Origin of the sequence: Marivirga tractuosa (assembly GCF_042140215.1) — a bacterium.
Taxonomy (GTDB): domain Bacteria; phylum Bacteroidota; class Bacteroidia; order Cytophagales; family Cyclobacteriaceae; genus Marivirga; species Marivirga tractuosa_A.
Genome location: NZ_CP159478.1, coordinates 770,620 through 788,356 on the forward strand (window position 1 = coordinate 770,620; position 17,737 = coordinate 788,356).

At 32.8% G+C, this 17,737-nt stretch carries 16 protein-coding genes; 14 read left to right on the top strand and 2 right to left on the bottom strand.

Annotated elements, in window-relative coordinates:
• From ABWH96_RS03405 to ABWH96_RS03450, 10 genes are all read left to right on the top strand, one after another.
• On the top strand, positions 1–1,563 hold the full coding sequence (locus tag ABWH96_RS03405; protein WP_375580125.1) for a Tn7-like element transposition protein TnsE: 1,563 nt from the start codon (positions 1–3) through the stop codon (positions 1,561–1,563).
• Positions 1,564–1,721: 158 nt separating this feature from the next.
• Positions 1,722–4,529 carry a type I restriction-modification enzyme R subunit C-terminal domain-containing protein gene (locus tag ABWH96_RS03410; RefSeq protein WP_375580126.1) on the top strand — a complete coding sequence of 936 codons (2,808 nt, stop codon included), beginning with the start codon at positions 1,722–1,724 and terminating at the stop codon, positions 4,527–4,529.
• Positions 4,530–4,531: 2 nt separating this feature from the next.
• Complete coding sequence (tcmP, locus tag ABWH96_RS03415; RefSeq protein WP_375580127.1) at positions 4,532–5,653, top strand: three-Cys-motif partner protein TcmP; 1,122 nt, start codon at positions 4,532–4,534, stop codon at positions 5,651–5,653.
• 1 nt (position 5,654) lies between these two features.
• A complete protein-coding gene (locus tag ABWH96_RS03420; RefSeq protein ID WP_375580128.1) occupies positions 5,655–6,368 on the top strand; it encodes a DUF5131 family protein in 714 nt (237 codons plus the stop codon).
• A gap of 13 nt (positions 6,369–6,381) precedes the next feature.
• Positions 6,382–7,647, top strand: coding sequence for a DUF6161 domain-containing protein (locus ABWH96_RS03425; protein WP_375580129.1), 1,266 nt, complete (start codon positions 6,382–6,384; stop codon positions 7,645–7,647).
• Positions 7,644–8,870 (top strand): restriction endonuclease subunit S, encoded by a 1,227-nt coding sequence (locus ABWH96_RS03430; protein WP_375580130.1) that lies wholly within the window; start codon positions 7,644–7,646, stop codon positions 8,868–8,870. Before ABWH96_RS03425 ends, ABWH96_RS03430 begins: the two co-directional genes overlap by 4 nt.
• The gene (locus ABWH96_RS03435) at positions 8,871–10,682 is read left to right on the top strand and encodes a DUF262 domain-containing protein (RefSeq protein ID WP_375580131.1); all 1,812 of its coding nucleotides are present in this window, start codon (positions 8,871–8,873) and stop codon (positions 10,680–10,682) included.
• A gap of 18 nt (positions 10,683–10,700) precedes the next feature.
• The gene (locus ABWH96_RS03440; protein ID WP_375580132.1) at positions 10,701–11,021 is read left to right on the top strand and encodes a hypothetical protein; all 321 of its coding nucleotides are present in this window, start codon (positions 10,701–10,703) and stop codon (positions 11,019–11,021) included.
• Positions 11,022–11,023: 2 nt separating this feature from the next.
• Entirely contained in the window at positions 11,024–12,538 is a 1,515-nt protein-coding gene (locus ABWH96_RS03445; protein WP_375580133.1) for an N-6 DNA methylase, read from the top strand.
• Positions 12,538–13,146 (top strand): hypothetical protein, encoded by a 609-nt coding sequence (locus ABWH96_RS03450; protein WP_375580134.1) that lies wholly within the window; start codon positions 12,538–12,540, stop codon positions 13,144–13,146. The genes ABWH96_RS03445 and ABWH96_RS03450 overlap by 1 nt, the downstream gene beginning before the upstream one ends.
• Positions 13,147–13,355: 209 nt before the next feature.
• On the opposite strand, the gene ABWH96_RS03455 is transcribed toward ABWH96_RS03450, so the two are convergent.
• Entirely contained in the window at positions 13,356–14,402 is a 1,047-nt protein-coding gene (locus tag ABWH96_RS03455) for a tetratricopeptide repeat protein (RefSeq protein WP_375580135.1), read from the bottom strand.
• A 194-nt stretch (positions 14,403–14,596) separates the two neighbouring features.
• Between ABWH96_RS03455 and ABWH96_RS03460 the strand changes: the two genes are divergently transcribed.
• A complete protein-coding gene (locus ABWH96_RS03460; protein WP_375580136.1) occupies positions 14,597–14,971 on the top strand; it encodes a hypothetical protein in 375 nt (124 codons plus the stop codon).
• A gap of 58 nt (positions 14,972–15,029) precedes the next feature.
• Here the strand turns inward: ABWH96_RS03460 and ABWH96_RS03465 are convergent, their stop codons facing one another.
• On the bottom strand, positions 15,030–15,503 hold the full coding sequence (locus ABWH96_RS03465) for an antitoxin Xre/MbcA/ParS toxin-binding domain-containing protein (protein ID WP_340152674.1): 474 nt from the start codon (positions 15,501–15,503) through the stop codon (positions 15,030–15,032).
• A 131-nt stretch (positions 15,504–15,634) separates the two neighbouring features.
• Here ABWH96_RS03465 and ABWH96_RS03470 point away from each other — a divergent pair, with 131 nt between their 5' ends.
• The 3 genes from ABWH96_RS03470 to ABWH96_RS03480 all read left to right on the top strand — a co-directional run bounded on the left by ABWH96_RS03470 (position 15,635) and on the right by ABWH96_RS03480 (position 17,727).
• Positions 15,635–16,009: a hypothetical protein gene (locus ABWH96_RS03470; RefSeq protein WP_340152673.1), complete on the top strand. Its 375-nt coding sequence runs from the start codon at positions 15,635–15,637 to the stop codon at positions 16,007–16,009.
• Between the two features lie 81 nt (positions 16,010–16,090).
• Positions 16,091–16,387, top strand: a complete 297-nt coding sequence (locus ABWH96_RS03475; protein WP_375580137.1) for a helix-turn-helix domain-containing protein — start codon at positions 16,091–16,093, stop codon at positions 16,385–16,387.
• A gap of 227 nt (positions 16,388–16,614) precedes the next feature.
• Positions 16,615–17,727: a hypothetical protein gene (locus tag ABWH96_RS03480; protein WP_375580138.1), complete on the top strand. Its 1,113-nt coding sequence runs from the start codon at positions 16,615–16,617 to the stop codon at positions 17,725–17,727.
• The last annotated feature ends 10 nt before the right edge of the window (positions 17,728–17,737 follow it).

Genomic DNA, 17,737 nt, shown 5'->3' on the forward strand with positions numbered 1-17,737 from the left:
ATGGCATTTGAAGTTATCTCAGTACCAAATGCAGTCTTTTCAGATCATCAATGGCAGTTGGAAACCGAAGTTAAAAAAATAGGTATAAAGCCTTATTATCAAAAAGAATACTTTCCAGTTGATAGGACGCCTAACATTTTAATTGGAGGGGAAATTGAAAATTTTGAACAATTAAACCCTAATGCCTTTCCAAAAGCAGATTTACATTTTCAAGAATTTGGAAAAGGTGACTGCATTAATTTCAAGGATTTAAAGACTGGAGATTTTGATTTTTATAACCCTAGAATATTATATGATGAATCAATGATATATCGAATAGAGCATAATGGGGAATATTATGTTTTCTTCTGTTACGATCTATTTAGGGTATTACTATTTATCACCAGTGAAATAGGTTCGTTCATTTTTAAAAATGAATTTTTAGACATTGCCTTGGATCACCGCGAAATAATAAAAGAGGATTCTAAAAAAAAATTAATATTGCAGTTCAATGAATTTCTTCCTAAAAATTTATTGAAAAATCAAACCTTTATTTTCAATGTTGCTTACCTTCTATTTTGTAAACCAATAAAAAAATATTGGGATGATATTAAATTCAATCCAAATATATCAAAAAGAGACTTTTCGTTCAGCCAATTAAATCTAAAAGAAGTAAAGATGAATGTGTGCGTTAAAAAATACACAAATTTCAATTTAGTGCTTCAAATAAATGATATTGACATAAATGAGACATTACCATTTGAAGTAATAAAAGTAATTATCCCCGAATTGACCGAGACTCAATCTACCAAAGATGCTTCTGATAAAAAGAAAAACCCATTGGAAAAGGAATTCCCTATCGTCCCAGATATAAGTCAAAAAGGTCATAATCAGCAAAAAAGAAGTTCTAAAATACCTATAAGTATTGGTAATAACTTTGTGAAAAAACGACCAGAAATTGTTTATAAAAGAAGCACAAGTAATAATAGGAAGATAAGGAAATCAAATACATACAATAAAGACATTCCTAATAAAGAATTGAGATTTAGTTTTGGAGGAAAATCATTTGATGTTAACAATATTAAAGCCAAGCTTGAATCAAACTTGAAGTTTAAAGAGTTTGATTACTCTAAAATCCCTAATGGATTATTCACCTTTTGTAAGGCTTTTGAAATTACTGCAAATGGCTTTGGTCTATCTTTCGAGTATGTCATAAGAGATGTTCCTGAACACCTTGTATTTTCTAACATGAATGGACAGAAACGAAAAATTTTAATTATTGAAGTAACGGATCCTGATCCATTTTTCTTGTTAGAAGTCGATTCCTCAGATGGTAAATATATCTCAACTTTGGTTTTTGAAGATGTTGAATACATTGAGAAGGAAGAGTTTTTAGAACAAATCATTTTAAAAATGAGTGCAAATGGAGGCGTTTGGCCAGTTCAATACTTGGTAGAGTACAGTAGGCATTGGAGAATAAGACATCCAAGAGGTCTTAAATCAACAAAACCGGAGGATCAGGAAATGTACGAGAAAGTACAGAATAAATTAGTTGATAATTTAATAGAATTTTTTGCTGCATAGCTTTCTACTTAAGGAATAATATGACTGATGATCTTAAGGTATCAAATTTGACTAATGTCAAAATCATCATCAGATTCATCGAATAATACGGTCATCTTATGTGATTCTAAGAATTTTTGCCTTAATTTAAGTCATTATTATATCAATTTAATCCACAAATGACTGTAACAGCCAACCAAAACCCTGAGCAAATTGCCAGAGACCGCATTGATCAAATGCTGATGGATGCTGGGTGGTTGGTGCAGGATAAATCCAAAGTAAACTTATCAGCAGGATTAGGAATAGCGGTTCGAGAATACCAAACAGACATTGGGCCAGCTGATTATGTGCTATTTGTCAATCGGAAACCTGCTGGAGTAATTGAAGCTAAAAGAGAAGAATCTGGCGAAAAGCTGACGGTGGTAGAAGACCAATCTACACAATATGCAAATGCATCTTTAAAGTATAACCTCAATAAAGAACCACTTCCATTTGTTTATGAAAGTACGGGAGTAATCACCCGGTTTACTGATTATCGTGATCCCAAACCAAGATCAAGACCTGTTTTTTATTTCCATCAGCCACAAACTTTACTCGAATGGTTTGATAAAAGTGAAACACTTAGAGCTAGACTGAGAAAAATGCCCGCTTTACCTGAAACTGGTTTACGCCCTGCGCAGATCAAAGCTATTAATAATCTAGAAAATTCATTTAAGGAGAATCGCCCAAAAGCACTGATACAAATGGCTACTGGTGCTGGAAAAACCTTTACGGCCTGCACTTTTGCTTACAGATTATTAAAGCATGTAGATGCCAGGAGAATTCTGTTCCTGGTGGACACCAAAAACCTGGGAGAGCAAGCTGAACAAGAGTTTTTGAAATATCAGCCGGTTGATGATAACCGGAAATTTACTGAGCTTTATAATGTGCAGAGGCTAAGCTCAAGTTATATCGCAACAGATAGTCAGGTATGTATTTCTACCATTCAAAGACTCTACTCCATATTGAAAGGACAAGAATTGGACGAGGATGTTGAAAAAGAAAATCCTAATGAAAAAGGCTGGAATTGGCAGAAGAAAGAACCTCTTCCAGTAGAATACACCAGTAAAAACCCCATTGAGCAATTTGATTTTATCATCATAGATGAAGCTCATCGCTCCATCTACAATTTATGGAAACAAGTCCTTGATTATTTCGATGCCTTTTTAATTGGCTTAACAGCCACCCCTGATAAAAGGACTTTTGGTTTTTTCAATCAAAATGTAGTGAGTGAATACACCTATGAGGATTCCGTTTCAGATGGAGTAAATGTTCCTTATGATGTATTTACTATAGAAACAGAAATCAGCAAAAAGGGCAGTAAAATTGAAGCCAAAACCGAGCAGTTTGTTGAAAAACGAGATAAACAAAGCAGAAAGCAACGCTGGGAAAGATTGGATGAAGATTATGAATACACTTCCAACAAGCTGGATAAAGATGTTGTAAACCCCAATCAGATCAGGACTATTATTCAGGCTTTTAAAAAAGTACTCCCTACAATTTTTCCAGACCGATTTGATGAGAATGGAGAATTTGAAGTGCCAAAAACATTAATTTTTGCCAAAACTGATAGCCATGCGGATGATATTATCAATATCGTAAGAGAAGAATTTGGAGAAGGAAATGATTTTTGTAAAAAACTCACCTATAAAATTGAGGAAGATCCAAAATCGGTATTAAATCGCTTTCGTAATTCATGGGCACCACGAATTGCGGTTACCGTGGATATGATTGCCACTGGTACTGATGTAAAGCCATTGGAAGTACTACTCTTTATGCGAGATGTGAAAAGCATCAATTATTTTGAGCAAATGAAAGGAAGGGGTACGCGCACCATCAATTTTGATGATTTGCAAAAAGTAACGCGTACCGCTAAACATACTAAAACTCACTTTGTAATAGTGGATGCCGTGGGTGCTACCAAATCTAAGAAAACCGATAGCCGACCGCTAGAACGAAAGCCTGGAACTCCGCTTAAAGATTTATTGGGAGCAGTGGCAATGGGTGCTCAGGATGAGGATTTGTTTACTTCCCTTGCCAATCGTTTGATACGATTAGACAAACAACTTACCGAAAGCGAAAAATCAGAACTCTTAAAGCTGACTAATGGGAAGGCCCTAAATACAATCAGCAAAGAACTATTAGAGGCTTATGACCCTGATACAACATCTCAAATTGAAGAAGATACTCAAAAGGGATATGCTGGTTCTTCTCCTGATGATATTGGGAAAGCAATAAATAAGGCTTTGGAGCAAAAGCGCAATGAAGCCACTAAAGTATTTACGGGGGAGTTAAATGAATATATTGAAAATGTACGCAAAGTACACGATCAAGTAATTGACACCATCAATCAAGATAAAGTCATCAGTGCGGAATGGGATAGTTTTACTACGGATAAAGCTAAAGATGTGGTGAAGGAATTCTCCACTTACATTGCAGAACATAAAGACGAAATTACTGCTTTAAGTATTTTTTACGATCAAGCTTATAACCGAAGAGCCCTTAGTTATCAGATGATAAAAGAGCTGATGGAAAAGCTCAAAAGAGAAAAGCCATTACTTGCACCTCATTATGTATGGGAAGCTTACAACCAATTGGAAAATGTAAAGGAGAATAGCCCTAAAAATGAATTGGTTGCCTTAGTTTCTTTAATTAGGAAAGTGAGTGGGATTGATAAAGAACTCATCCCCTATCATAAAACGGTAGATAAAAATTTTCAGGATTGGGTATTTAAACAAAATGCTGGGCAGCACAATAAATTCACCACTGATCAAATGGAATGGTTACGCATGATGAAAGACCATATTGCCAATAGTTTTCATGTCGAAGCAGATGATTTGGACTATACGCCTTTTGATGCAAAAGGAGGAAGAGGAAAAATGTGGGCTCTATTTGGTGAGGAAATGGATAATGTAATTTTAGAACTCAATCAAAACCTAACAGCATAATTATGAAAGAATCTCAGAAGAACCTTTTCGAGCATTCAGATGCAAAAGTCTCATTGTATGAAAAATACTTCTCTATCTATTTAAATGTTATTTCACGAACATTTATTGAAAACATCTATTTATTTGACCTATTTTGTGGAGAAGGCATTTATAAGGATTCGGGGAAAGGTAGTCCAGTTGTTGCAATGGAATGCATAAAAAGACATTATTTCTCCAATAACAAGAGCTGTCCAAATCTCTACATAACTTTTAATGACACTGGCTATTCTCAAATTGAAAAAGGTGTGCTTAAGACTGAAAGAGTTGAAAGATTTATTAATGAGATATATAGACCATCAAATGTAAATGTTGGTTTTACTAATATTGACTATAAAGATCTCATTAAGAAATTATTGAATAGAGTTTCAAAGTTGAATAATAATGAAAGAGCTTTAATATTTATTGACCCATGGGGTTACAAGGAAATTAAACCTGAAGATTTAAAAGAATTGCTCAGGGATGGTAAAACAGAAGTGTTACTTTTCTTACCTATTTATTTTATGTCGAGATTTGCAGAAAAATCAAAAGATTCTGCCTTTCATGGTGGAAAACCATTAAGAGATTTTTTGATAGAATTATTTGGTTCAGTTGATAATATACCAAAATTCAAAAGTCAAATTGATTTTATTGAAAAATTAAGACTTCAATTTAAAAATTACCTAAGTGTAGAATTTGTCGATACTTTTAAGATTGAAAGAGAAAAAAATCTATGGTTTACTCTTTTCTTTTTTACCTCTAATAAAAAGGGTTTTGCTAAAATGTTAGAAAGTAAATGGAGTTTGGATAAAAAGAATGGTGAGGGATTTAGAATTGCAGACCAGGCTCAAAGTGCATTATTTGATGACATAACTCAAACAGGATACATTGATAAACTTGAAGATTTTTTGACAAATAATAGTGGGGTTACAAATCAAGATTTACTTTATTTTGGACTTCAAAATAATTTTTTACCCAAGCACACAAAAAAAGCATTGGATAGAATTAAAGAAAAAAGAGATATAGAACTTATTTCCTTAGATGGACAAAAGGCTTCAAGCTATTATATTTCAAATGAAAAACGTCTTGTTGAAATTAAAATAAAGTAAAATGGCACAATCAAGTATAGAATGGACAGAAATGACTTGGAATCCAACTACGGGTTGTGATAAGGTCTCTGCAGGTTGTAAATTTTGCTATGCAGAAGTAATGAGCAAAAGACTTAAAGCCATGGGTATTGAAAAATATCAAAATGGTTTTGATATTAAAATTCATGAAGAGGAACTAAAAAAGCCTTATTCATGGAAAAAGCCAAGAGTGGTTTTTGTGAATTCAATGAGTGATTTATTTCATCCGGATGTTCCAGTGGATTTTATACAGAAAGTATTTAAAGTAATGAAAGAAAATCCGCAACATGTCTTTCAATTGCTTACAAAGCGACCTGAAATTTTGAAATATTATGACAGTGAAGGCTGGTTGGATTGGAGCCATAATATATGGATGGGTATTTCAGTCGAAGATGAAAGGGTAATGGATAGAATTGATTTATTAAGAGACACTAATGCCCGAGTTAAATTTCTATCATGTGAACCTTTAATTGGCCCTTTACCCAATATGAATTTAGAGAAAATTGACTGGGTAATTGTGGGTGGAGAAAGTGGAAGAAAGCCTCGCCCAATGGATACTGATTGGGTAACGGATATTAAAGACCAATGCAAAAAAGCTAATGTGGCTTTCTTTTTCAAACAGTGGGGCGGTACAAATAAAAAGAAAACAGGTAGAGAGTTGGAAGGAAGAACCTGGGATGAAATGCCTATTCAATGAATCTTAAAATTTAATGGAGACTAATAAAAAGGTGGTTGAGATTATTAATAAATCAGGAAATAAGGACTGGTTTAATAATCTTGAACTGAAAATTGATTACAAGTATATTAGCAATGGGGAAATCTCTAAAGATGGTTTCTTATCGATATATGCCTACTTTAGGCGTCAATATAATGGATGGGGTAAATATGAGGTTCTTCCCAATGAATTAAGTAAGTCTAAATCTATATTTAACTTAATAACAAATAAACTTGATCAAATACTTAATAGTTCAACTTCTGAAATTAATCAACTTAACAGGTTGTGGAGCGAAATCGTAAATCAAACTAATAATTTCCAGCGTAACTTAATTATTCCTTATGACATCCCTGAGACTTCTTTTTTAATAGATTTACATAAAGATGCAGATACATTATGTTGGACTGGAGCCTACGATTTCTTGGTACAAAGGAGATTGAATAATAATTCATTTATTCAGCGAGACTATTATGAAGGGACTATTCTTGGTTATGAATTCCGAAATAAGGATTCAATTATCACAAAAAGGAGAAATAAAGAAAAAGCTACTTTTACTCAGCTACGTAATGAACTTGAAAATCAATTCACACAGAGTGAACTTAGTCTTCGGGAACATATTGAGCACATAGACGAAACGGTAAATGATTCTATTCAAAAACAAGAAAATTTGCAAGAATCAAAGAATATTGGTTTTGATGAATGGTTTAATAAAACAAAAGAAGAAAAAGAAAATTCTGTAACTGAATATTATGAAAAAATAAAACAACTTGAAAACACTTACGAGGAAAAACTTAAATTAGAAAAGCCAGCCGATTATTGGGATCAAAGAGCTAAAGCACTGAGGAAAGATGGTTGGAAATGGCTGAACTGGTTAATTGGTTTTACAGTCGGTGGAGCGATCTTGTTTTTTTTACTCTTGATATTAATAACCACTGGAGACATAGAGAATATTTTTAGCAAGGTTGGGACAGCTATTAAATGGTCAATAGTATTAATAACATTCGTTTCATTCATTGCATTTGGTATTAGAACATTTGCCAAATTAGCTTACAGTTCTTTTCATTTGGTTCGAGATGCTGAAGAACGAAAACATTTGGTGTATGTATTTTTAGCGCTTTCAAACGAAAAGGATTTAGATAAAGAGGAAAGAAATCTAATTATCCAATCGATTTTTAGTAGATCCGATTCTGGTTTGTTAAGAGAAGAGTCATCTCCTACTATGCCTGGATCCACAATGTTTTTCGAAAAATTGTTTAAATGATGAGAGAGGATTGGATAGAAATTGAACTGGGTGAAATATTAAATTATGTACAACCGACAAACTATATCGTAAAGGACACCTCCTATAGTGATAATTATAATACTCCCGTATTAACACCGGGTAAATCCTTTATTAAAGGCTATACCAAAGAAACAGATGGGATTTACGATAATTTGCCAACTATAATTTTTGATGACTTTACTACTGCTTCAAGATATGTAAATTTTCCTTTTAAGGTGAAATCTTCGGCAATGAAAATTTTAGAACCGAAGACTTCAGATATAAACTTATCATATGTATACTATGCTATGCAGATACTTTCTGTTAGAAGTGACACGCATAAAAGATATTGGATTTCAGTTTATTCAAAAAAAACAATACCTTTTCCTAGTTTACCTGAACAAAGTGCAATAATATCCAAAATAGAGCAACTTTTTAGCGAATTAGAAAATGGCATTGCTAATTTAAGATCTGCCAAAGAAAAACTAGAAATTTACAGGCAAGCGGTACTTAAAAAGGCCTTTGAGGGGAAATTTAAGAAACATCTTATTTCTGAGATTACAAAGAAAGTGCAAATTGGGCCTTTTGGATCTCAACTTCATAAAGCAGAATATATTACAGGGGGAATACCTTTGATAAACCCAATTCATATTAAGAATGGGAAAATTTGTCCCAGCGATGAATATTCAATTTCAGTTGAAAAACGAAATAAGCTTCCAAATTACATTCTTAAATTTAATGATATAATAATGGGGAGGAGAGGTGAAATGGGGAGAGGAGCTATGGTAACAAAAAAGGAAGAAGGTTGGTTTTGCGGAACAGGAAGCCTTTATTTAAGACCATTACCAGATCTAATTTATTCCCCATTTCTATTTTATTATATAATTAGTCCTGTTGTGAAAGAGCAATTATCAGGAAGTGCAGCTGGAACAACAATGATGAATTTAAATAAGAAAATTATAAATAATCTATATGTACCATTACCTTCTATTGAAGAACAATATCAGATCGTCCAAGAAATAGAAACACAGCTTTCAGTATGCGATAAATTAGCAGAAAACATCAATGAAAGTTTAGAAAAATCAGAAGCATTGCGGCAAAGTATATTGAAAAAGGCTTTTTCAGGTGAATTATTAACCGAAAAAGAATTGGAAGCTTGCAAGCAGGAAGTAGATTGGGAGCCTGCTGAGAAGTTGTTAGAAAGAATCAAAAAATCAAAGTAAATGAATATAATACCCAAAGACCAAACAATACATGGATTGCTTAATAATCCTATGGAGCAATTAATTATTCCTGCATACCAAAGAAGATATGCATGGGGTTACAATCAAACATTTGCATTGTTTGAGGATATTGACATGCTACAGCCAAATGATGGACATCTCTTTGGAATGCTAATCTTACATACTGGATACCATCAAGGCGGAATAAATGAAATAGATGTAGTTGATGGTCAACAAAGACTAACCACCATAACTTTATTATTACATGCTTTAAAGACCAAATTTCATGAAGTAGGTAAGGAACATATTAACCATCAAATACAAACCATGCTGTTTTGTGGGAATGATTCTAGTACTCCGAAAATTATTCTTGGAGAACTCGATAATAAAGATTTTAAAAAAATATTAAAAGGTGAGCAAGAAGGTATAAAAAATCAGAATCTTATTAATGCATTAAACTATTTCAATGAGTTAATATCAGAAAGGATAAGTGAGGAAGGGGAAGATTGGCTAGATAAATTTTATAATAAATTAACCCATACAGCTAAAATAATCCGCTTAGATGTCCAACAGGCACAAGATGCTTATAAATTATTTGAAACCATTAATAACAGAGGATTGAGGTTGTCAGCAACTGATATACTCAAGAATTTTATACTAGGTCATGCAGCTAAAATAGGTGAACAAAAACTTGAAGAGGTGAAAGAACAATGGAGTACTTTAATTACTACTTTAGACGGTATTCCTACTGATGATTTTTTCCGACAATATATAAGTAGTATTTATACTAGGAGAGTAACAAAATCAAAACTGATTGAATACTTTAAAGAGGACTACTTGAATAAAGTAGATAATGTGGATTTGATTGGAGAATATGCATATTATTCAGATTATTATAATGGTGCCGAGGAGTCAAATGATCCGGAAGATGAAGTGGAAGAAGCCCCTGAAGATCAGCCAAAAAGCAAAAAAGTCAAAAATAGCCATTCTAGAATCGATATAACAAACTACATACAGCAAATTTTGAGTTGTGCAGAGGTATATTCAAATATCTGGAACAAGACTTTTGATGAAGAGAAATTAAATAAAAAACTTAGAGACTTAAGTGATATTAAATCATTTCCAACTTATATCTTCCTAATGCACTTTTTACAAAGAGGTAAAACGCTTAATGAAAAGCTAGAAGTATTGGATATGATTAGTGCCTTAATGTTAAGAAGGCATGTTTGCGCAAGAAGAACCAGCGAAAATGATATTATATTTTCAAGAGTTCTACGTATTGAGGATGATGAAAACTTTATTGATAATTTTAAGGAAGAATTAATACTTGATTATCCTAATGATGAAGAATTCGAGGACAGATTCCCAAATCACGAATTGAAGTCTAGTCTGCATAATAGAGCAAAATATATATTAAGGGAAATTGAATATACGCTAACTGGTGGTACAGGAGAAATTACTATAAATGCGGGAAATGATGTACATCTTGAACATATAATTCCACAAAAGATAAAGTCCCAAAAATCAAAAGAGGAATTTGGAGATTGGGAAAGTTATTTAGGTGAAAAATCACTCACTAAACATCCTAGATATGTAAACCGAATTGGAAATATGACTTTGATAGCGGGTGATCTTAATATCTCTGTTTCCAACAATCCTTTTGTGAGTAAAAGAAAGGCATATAATAAATCAAACATTAAATTGACAAAAGAGATAGGAGAAAATTATACAGGCTTCAAATTCAAAGATGTTGAAGAAAGAGGAAAGGAACTGGCAAAAACTGCTCTTGAAATCTGGAGAATTGAAGGTTAAATAAAATTAATATTACAAATGAATAAATTAAATATTCATAAATATGAAGATATCTGGAAGCCCTTAATACCAAATATCATCGAATCTGTCAGAGAAGGAAAATCTCTAGAATTAAATATGAATAACGCAGATTTTAAGGCTGTTGGGAAAAGGAAAAATTATAGTTTTCGACTGGAAATTGAAAATAATACTGTTAAAAACAATATTGATGGAAGTGCTTTAGCTAGAGATTTAGCGAGAATATTAACTAATAACACTAATTTTTCACAAGCTTTAAATAAAAGAACCGTACTTCTGCGACTAGATAAAAAATTTACCTTTAAAATGGAAATCGTTTAATCATGACAGAATCATCCTTAATATCAAAAGTATGGAATTTTGCCAATGTATTGCGTGATGATGGCGTAGGCTATGGTGATTATTTGGAGCAAATAACTTATCTGCTTTTTCTTAAAATGGCAGATGAGCTCACTCGTCCGCCCTATAATAAAAAGATGGATTTCCCTCGAATAAAGGATACCGAGGGTAATGAAATTGAAGATGGTGATTTTTGCAATTGGGAAACACTAAGCAAAAAACGTGGGGCTGAATTGGAAGCTTATTACAGCCAAATGTTACGTTCATTAGGCACTGAAAAAGGAATTTTAGGGCAGATATTCACTAAATCCCAAAATAAAATTCAAGACCCATCCAAATTGCTCAGGGTAATCGATATGATAGGAAAAGAGCAATGGACTATGGTAGGGGCAGATGTAAAAGGCGATATTTACGAAGGCTTATTAGAGAAAAATGCTTCGGATACCAAAAGTGGAGCCGGTCAGTATTTTACGCCTCGATCTTTAATTCAAGCCATGGTGGCTTGTGTAGCACCAGAGCCGATGAAAAGCATACATGACCCCAGCTGTGGTACAGGTGGTTTTTTCTTAGCTGCTTATGATTACATTATTAAAAACCATGAGCTGAATAAGGAGCAAAAAGCTTTCCTGAAGAACAATACCTTTTCCGGTAATGAAATAGTAGCCGGTACTCGCAGACTATGCCTGATGAATATGTTTCTGCATAATATTGGTGAAATTGATGGAGAAACCTTCATCTCCCCTAATGATGCTTTAATAGCCGATGAAGGAAATCGTGTAGATTACGTCTTAGCCAACCCGCCTTTTGGTAAAAAGAGCAGCATGACCATCACCAATGAAGAAGGTGAGCAGGAAAAGCAAGAGTTAAGCTACAATAGACAAGATTTCTGGGCTACCTCAAGCAATAAGCAGTTAAACTTTCTGCAGCACATTCGCTCACTTTTAAAGATAAATGGAGAAGCAGCTGTGGTTTTACCTGATAACGTCCTATTTGAAGGAGGATCAGGAGAAACGGTTAGGAAAGAGTTGATGAAAACCACGGAGCTCCATACCATTTTAAGGCTACCTACTGGTATTTTCTATGCGCACGGAGTAAAAGCCAATGTTTTGTTCTTTGATAATAAACCAGCATCCAAAGAAGCCTGGACACAAGATGTTTGGATTTATGATTATAGAACCAATGTGCATCATACCTTAAAGAAGAATACCATGAAGTTGGAGGACTTGCAAGACTTCATCAAGTGTTATAATCCCTCCAATCGGAATGACAGAAAGGAAACCTGGTCAGAAGAAAACCCTGATGGCAGATGGAGAAAATATTCCTATGAAGAAATTATTGCCCGTGATAAAACCAACCTCGATATTTTCTGGCTAAAAGATAAAAGCCTGGCAGACCTAGATAACCTTCCTGATCCAGATGTTTTAGCTAGCGAAATCATTGAGAATATTGAGGCTGGATTGGAGAGTTTTAGAGTGATACAAAAGGAATTGGATAGGTGATGGAGGAGATATTTAATAAAGCTACCGAATGGTTAGGAAACAATATTATTGCAACCTTGTTTCTGACATTAATCGTTTACATTGTAACCTATTTATGGAATAAGTACTGGAAGAATAAGCCACGAATTAAAATCCATATTTCTAATGTTTTGGTTAGTCAAAAAAGGGACAGAGGTTCAATGTCTGATTTTCATTTTGAATGGAAACCTCAATTAATATTAAATAATAACTCAAATTTCAACGCATATTCAATGCAAATTGATTTCCCTAACGGCTATGAGTTAATAGATGGCGCCCCACTTAATTATGTTTTGCCTAATCATCGCAGGCTTGAAGCCAATTCTAATATTGAATTAGAACTCAGTGCGAAAGTAATTAGACCTTTTACTGACTTAGTGGCTGTCACCGAAGAAAATGGTAAGTGCATTATTCATCCCGGACGAAAAATATCAGACCCATATGAATTCTTCAAACCAGAAAAAGTTAAAAAAATCAAAATTATTCTTTCATTTGAAAATGAACTAGGAAAGAGATTCTACCTCCATTACAGTAGAAAATCTGAACAAGAGAAGAATAAAATACTTTTGTTTAAGAATCCACTATTTTAGAAAACCTTGAAACTCGCATCACTTTTCGAGCTTATTTATCATTATTGCTATTAGAAAAAATCATCCCTATCAGTCCGACCACTAGTGTTATAATGAAAACCCACATTATGAATTTTAATCTCATTTTTTCGAATTCAATATAAGCGTCACAGCTAAACAAACATAAAATTAATACTATAATGCCTGATAGTTTAAAAAGATTTCTCATTTCAATTACAAGTTTCTTTAATAGCTTCTTTATATTGTTTATTTCCTAAATCAAATGATTTTTGATAATCTTCGCATCCTTTATTTTTATTACCCATCATCAAATGAATATTGCCTCTGATGCCATAAGCATCGGCATATCCTTTCCTTAATTCTATTGCTTTATTAATATCAGTCAGGGCATCTTCAAATCGCCTTAAATAATATTTTGCTAAACTCGAAAAATATAAGACTGGAGCATGATCTGGATCTATGGTTCGTGCTTTATCAAAATGTTCCAAGGCTTGAGCATATTTTTCATCATATATTTCTATTTGTCCTAAGAAATAATGGCTATTAAAATTTTTATGATTCCGTTGACGTGCTTTTTTAAAATAATGCTTTGCACTATCATTTTCATCTTTAATAAATTTGACCATGCCCAAATTGGAGAAAATCTCAGATGTAATGTAGTTTCTGAGCCCGATATTTTCTTCTTGTTCTGCGTAAATTAATGCTTTTCTAAAGTATTGAGCTGCTGTATCGAAATGATGTTTCTCTAAATAATAAGTTCCAAAATTTGATAATGTGACGCTATTGGTGCTGTCGATTTTTATAGCTTTCTCAAATTGTTTCAACATCAGATAAGGTTGATTCATTTCAGCATAAACTTTACCTCTATTAACGTAGATCCCATCAAACTCCGGATAAATTAACTCTGCAGAATCTAACAATTTCAAAGCAACTGAATAACGTTTGTTTTTTGCATACAGGCTAGCTTTTTCTATATAAGCTTTATAATGTAATGAATCTATAAATATGGTGCTATCAAAATACTGTAAAGCTTTTATATCTTCATTTCTTTTTGAATTTAATAAGCCATATAAATAATAAAGTTCAGCACTGTCCTCTCTTGCTAGATCCTCAATTAATATCTTTTCTGCTCTTTTGAAATCCTCCAAATACAAGTACTTTTTAAAGTCCTGCTTTATCTCCTTTTCAGTTCTACTGGTGCAGCTAAATAATATCAAAATAAAAAAAGGATAGAAAATGTATGTGTACCGTTTCATTTTTAAAAGTTAGTGATTTTTTTCAAGATAAAATAGAATATATCTCATATATTAAAAATGTGTATTCGAGCTAAAAAAATGGTAGTTGTGCAAACTTCTTTCTAAAAATATCAGAATTGTATAATACATTTGGATAGTAAGAATTCTACTGAATTTGGGTAACTTGTTAATTTACAAACCTTAAGCCATCCAATATGAAAAATAAGCCAGTAGACATAAAATACCTCAACATCCCCAACATCTGTTTTTCACTTACAGAAAAAAATAATGAGAGGGAAGAGAAGTTCATAAAGCAAAGAATGGAGAGAGGATTTGATGACAGTGAAACATGGGGCTTAGATCACACCATTGCCAGTTTTATCATCCCTCGATTGGAAAGATATCAAGAACTAGCTAATGAAAGATTAGACCGAGATAAAGAGCAAGTTCAAGATGTTGATACTCTTTTAGAAGCAATGAAATTGATTGAAAAAGACGGGGGAATCCATGACTGGAATAAAAAAGAAGAAGAAACGGTAATGAAAGGTCTTGCACTTTTTCCAAAAGTGCTTTTACAGTTGTGGTGGTGACGGATAAATGATCAATTTTTAAACTGCTCCACCCGACTTCTCAAAACCATTTCAGTATTTACAGAAAAATCCCATGTTCAATATTATTCAACTCCTTTAATACCAATTGCTGACCAAATGTAGAATCCAGTAAATCCACTGGGCTTTTTCCGTCAAAGATTAAATTACTCTCTTCTAACCATATACTGAAGTTCTGATCGTCACAGAATACATTTTGCCCAACAATATTAATATTCATTGCCTGAAATATTTTTTGAGCTTGATTTATTTTAAAAATATGCGACTCTCTCTTCATATATCTTTTTAAGGTTGCAAGGCTAATGTCTAAAAGAGTTGCCCACTGGAGATCATTAAGAACACAAAAGTCTTTTATCTCCTTAAATAATTTAGTGTTTACTCCATACTCTAATGCATTTACAATAGTAAAATGATCCGATAGAAAAGTCTCATAATCATATGAATCTAGTCTTTTAGGATAAGAGGTTTCTAATTGCTTTAGAAAAATAACTAGTTCTGTATTCGTAGTATTCATTTTTACTAAATTGCTAAGCTATTTATAAATGTACTTATTTATATTCTTTCTATAAAACTGTAAGTTAGCGGCAAATAACTTTACTGAAATAGATACCAATATAGGAAATCAGCTCACTAAAATAATTTCTTATGAAATCAGAATCAATTGACATAAAGTACCTAAAAATCCCCAACATCTGTTTTTCCCTTACAGAAAAAGATGATGAAAGGGAAGAGCAGTTCAGAAAGCAAAGGATGGAAAGAGGATTCGATGATAGTGAAACATGGAGTCTCGATTACACTGTAGCTAGTTTCATTATTCCCAGATTGGAGCGATATCAAGAATTAGCTAATGAAAGATTAGCCAGAGATAAACAACTTATCAGAGAAGTTGATATGCTATTAGAAGCAATGAAATTGATTGTAAAAGATGAAGGCAGCCATCTTTGGAACGAAAAAGAAAAAGATATAGTAACTCAGGGTCTAGCATTGTTTCCGAAAGTATTTACCACTTTGTGGTGGTAACATGATTTAAAAAATGTTGTATTTATAACACATTTCGCTTGATTTTCGTTAATTTGTTGGATATATACAACAAATATAACTGTGTCAAAGGCATACAAACTCTATTCAAATACAGAAATTCTTCAAAAAATCGGGCAAGCACTTAAAGACAGAAGAAAATTCAAGGGCATTACACAGGAAGAACTCTCTTTTCAAACGGGCTATGATAGAGGAACAATAGTTCGCTTAGAATCAAGTGGTAAAGTTTCCTTAGTGGTTTTAATTGAGGTTTCAAGATATTTAGATATACTGGATGGTGTGGTTGATGCGATTGTGGGGGAAGAACTTCCTTTAGAGGGGATTAAAGAAATGAATAAATTATTTGGGAAGAAAAGATAAATTAGTTTTCTCCAACAATAATTGTCTAATCAATATTGGAAAGCAAATTGAATCGATTTTCCGATTGAAGCAAAGGATAGGATTTTGGATGCAAAGATTTTAGTTAATAACTTATCGGTTAGTAATTTATCAGACTACTACTAAATAAGTTGAATTGTGCGGTAGCTCACTTTAATTCTCTTTTGATTGTAAGTACTATTAAACCTTCAGTTATTAATTTTTTTTCAATGATGAAAAACGACCTTGTATCTTTAATTAACGAAAAGACTGAATTAATAGAAAGAATAAACTTATCTAAAAACGTAGTAATAATTGCGCCTTACAATTTCGGGAAAGAATCTTTAATCAACTACTCAATTCAAAAAGCATCAGTTGAAACGGAAATCGTGTCCATTTCTTTAAATGTGCTTTTTTCAGTCTCCGAAGATGAATTTCTATGCAAATATGCTTCTGAAATCCTAAATAGCCTAAAAGCAATTTCTAAAGATTCTTTAGAGTCTTATTTGCGGACAATGTCATCTTTGGAAATATTCTATAACATTGAAGCCACAGAAAATGCTAGTTATAAAATTTCAGTATCAGCCTGCACTGCACCATTTAGTACCTTACAAAAGGAAGAAATTTTAAATTTGCCAGAAAAGATAGCAAAGGAGAAAAAAATTGATTTACTGATATGCTTATCTGAATTTCAAAGTGTACTGTCATGGAACAAGATCAAACCGTCATTTTTAGACTTATTCCATGAGATTGCTAAAAGACAGAATCATGTTAGATACTGCATCTCCGGATCTCATATCTACCAAATGAACAAGCTATTTGGAAATAAGAACAGCCTTTTATACAAATTTGGTCATATTACATATTTAGAGCCAATTGCAAAAGAGCAATTTTCGGATTACATTTCTAAAAGTTTTAAAAAGGTCGATAAGGTTATTGAAAGAGATTTGATTAGTAAAATTCTGAATGTAACTGAACGTAATCCGCGCTACACTGAATTCCTATTTTCAGAAGTCTTAAAATCTAATAACAAGATTATTTCCCATGAATGGGTAGAAAATTGTATTGAAATACTACTTAGGAGATATATTGCTAGCTACAAATCGAAATTGAGCCAATATAATGTAAATCAAAGGCTCTTTTTAATTGCGCTCTCAAAATCGAACGGTAAAAAAATATATTCCTTAGACTTTATTCGGAAAAGTGGGCTGGAATATTCAGCCAAACTTGATAAAGTCAAAAATTCACTACTTAAGGAAGGCACCATTTATACGATTTCAGATAAAACTATCAAATTTACAGATCCACTGTTCAAATATTGGCTAGCGGAAAATTTTGATTAAATTGGAATTA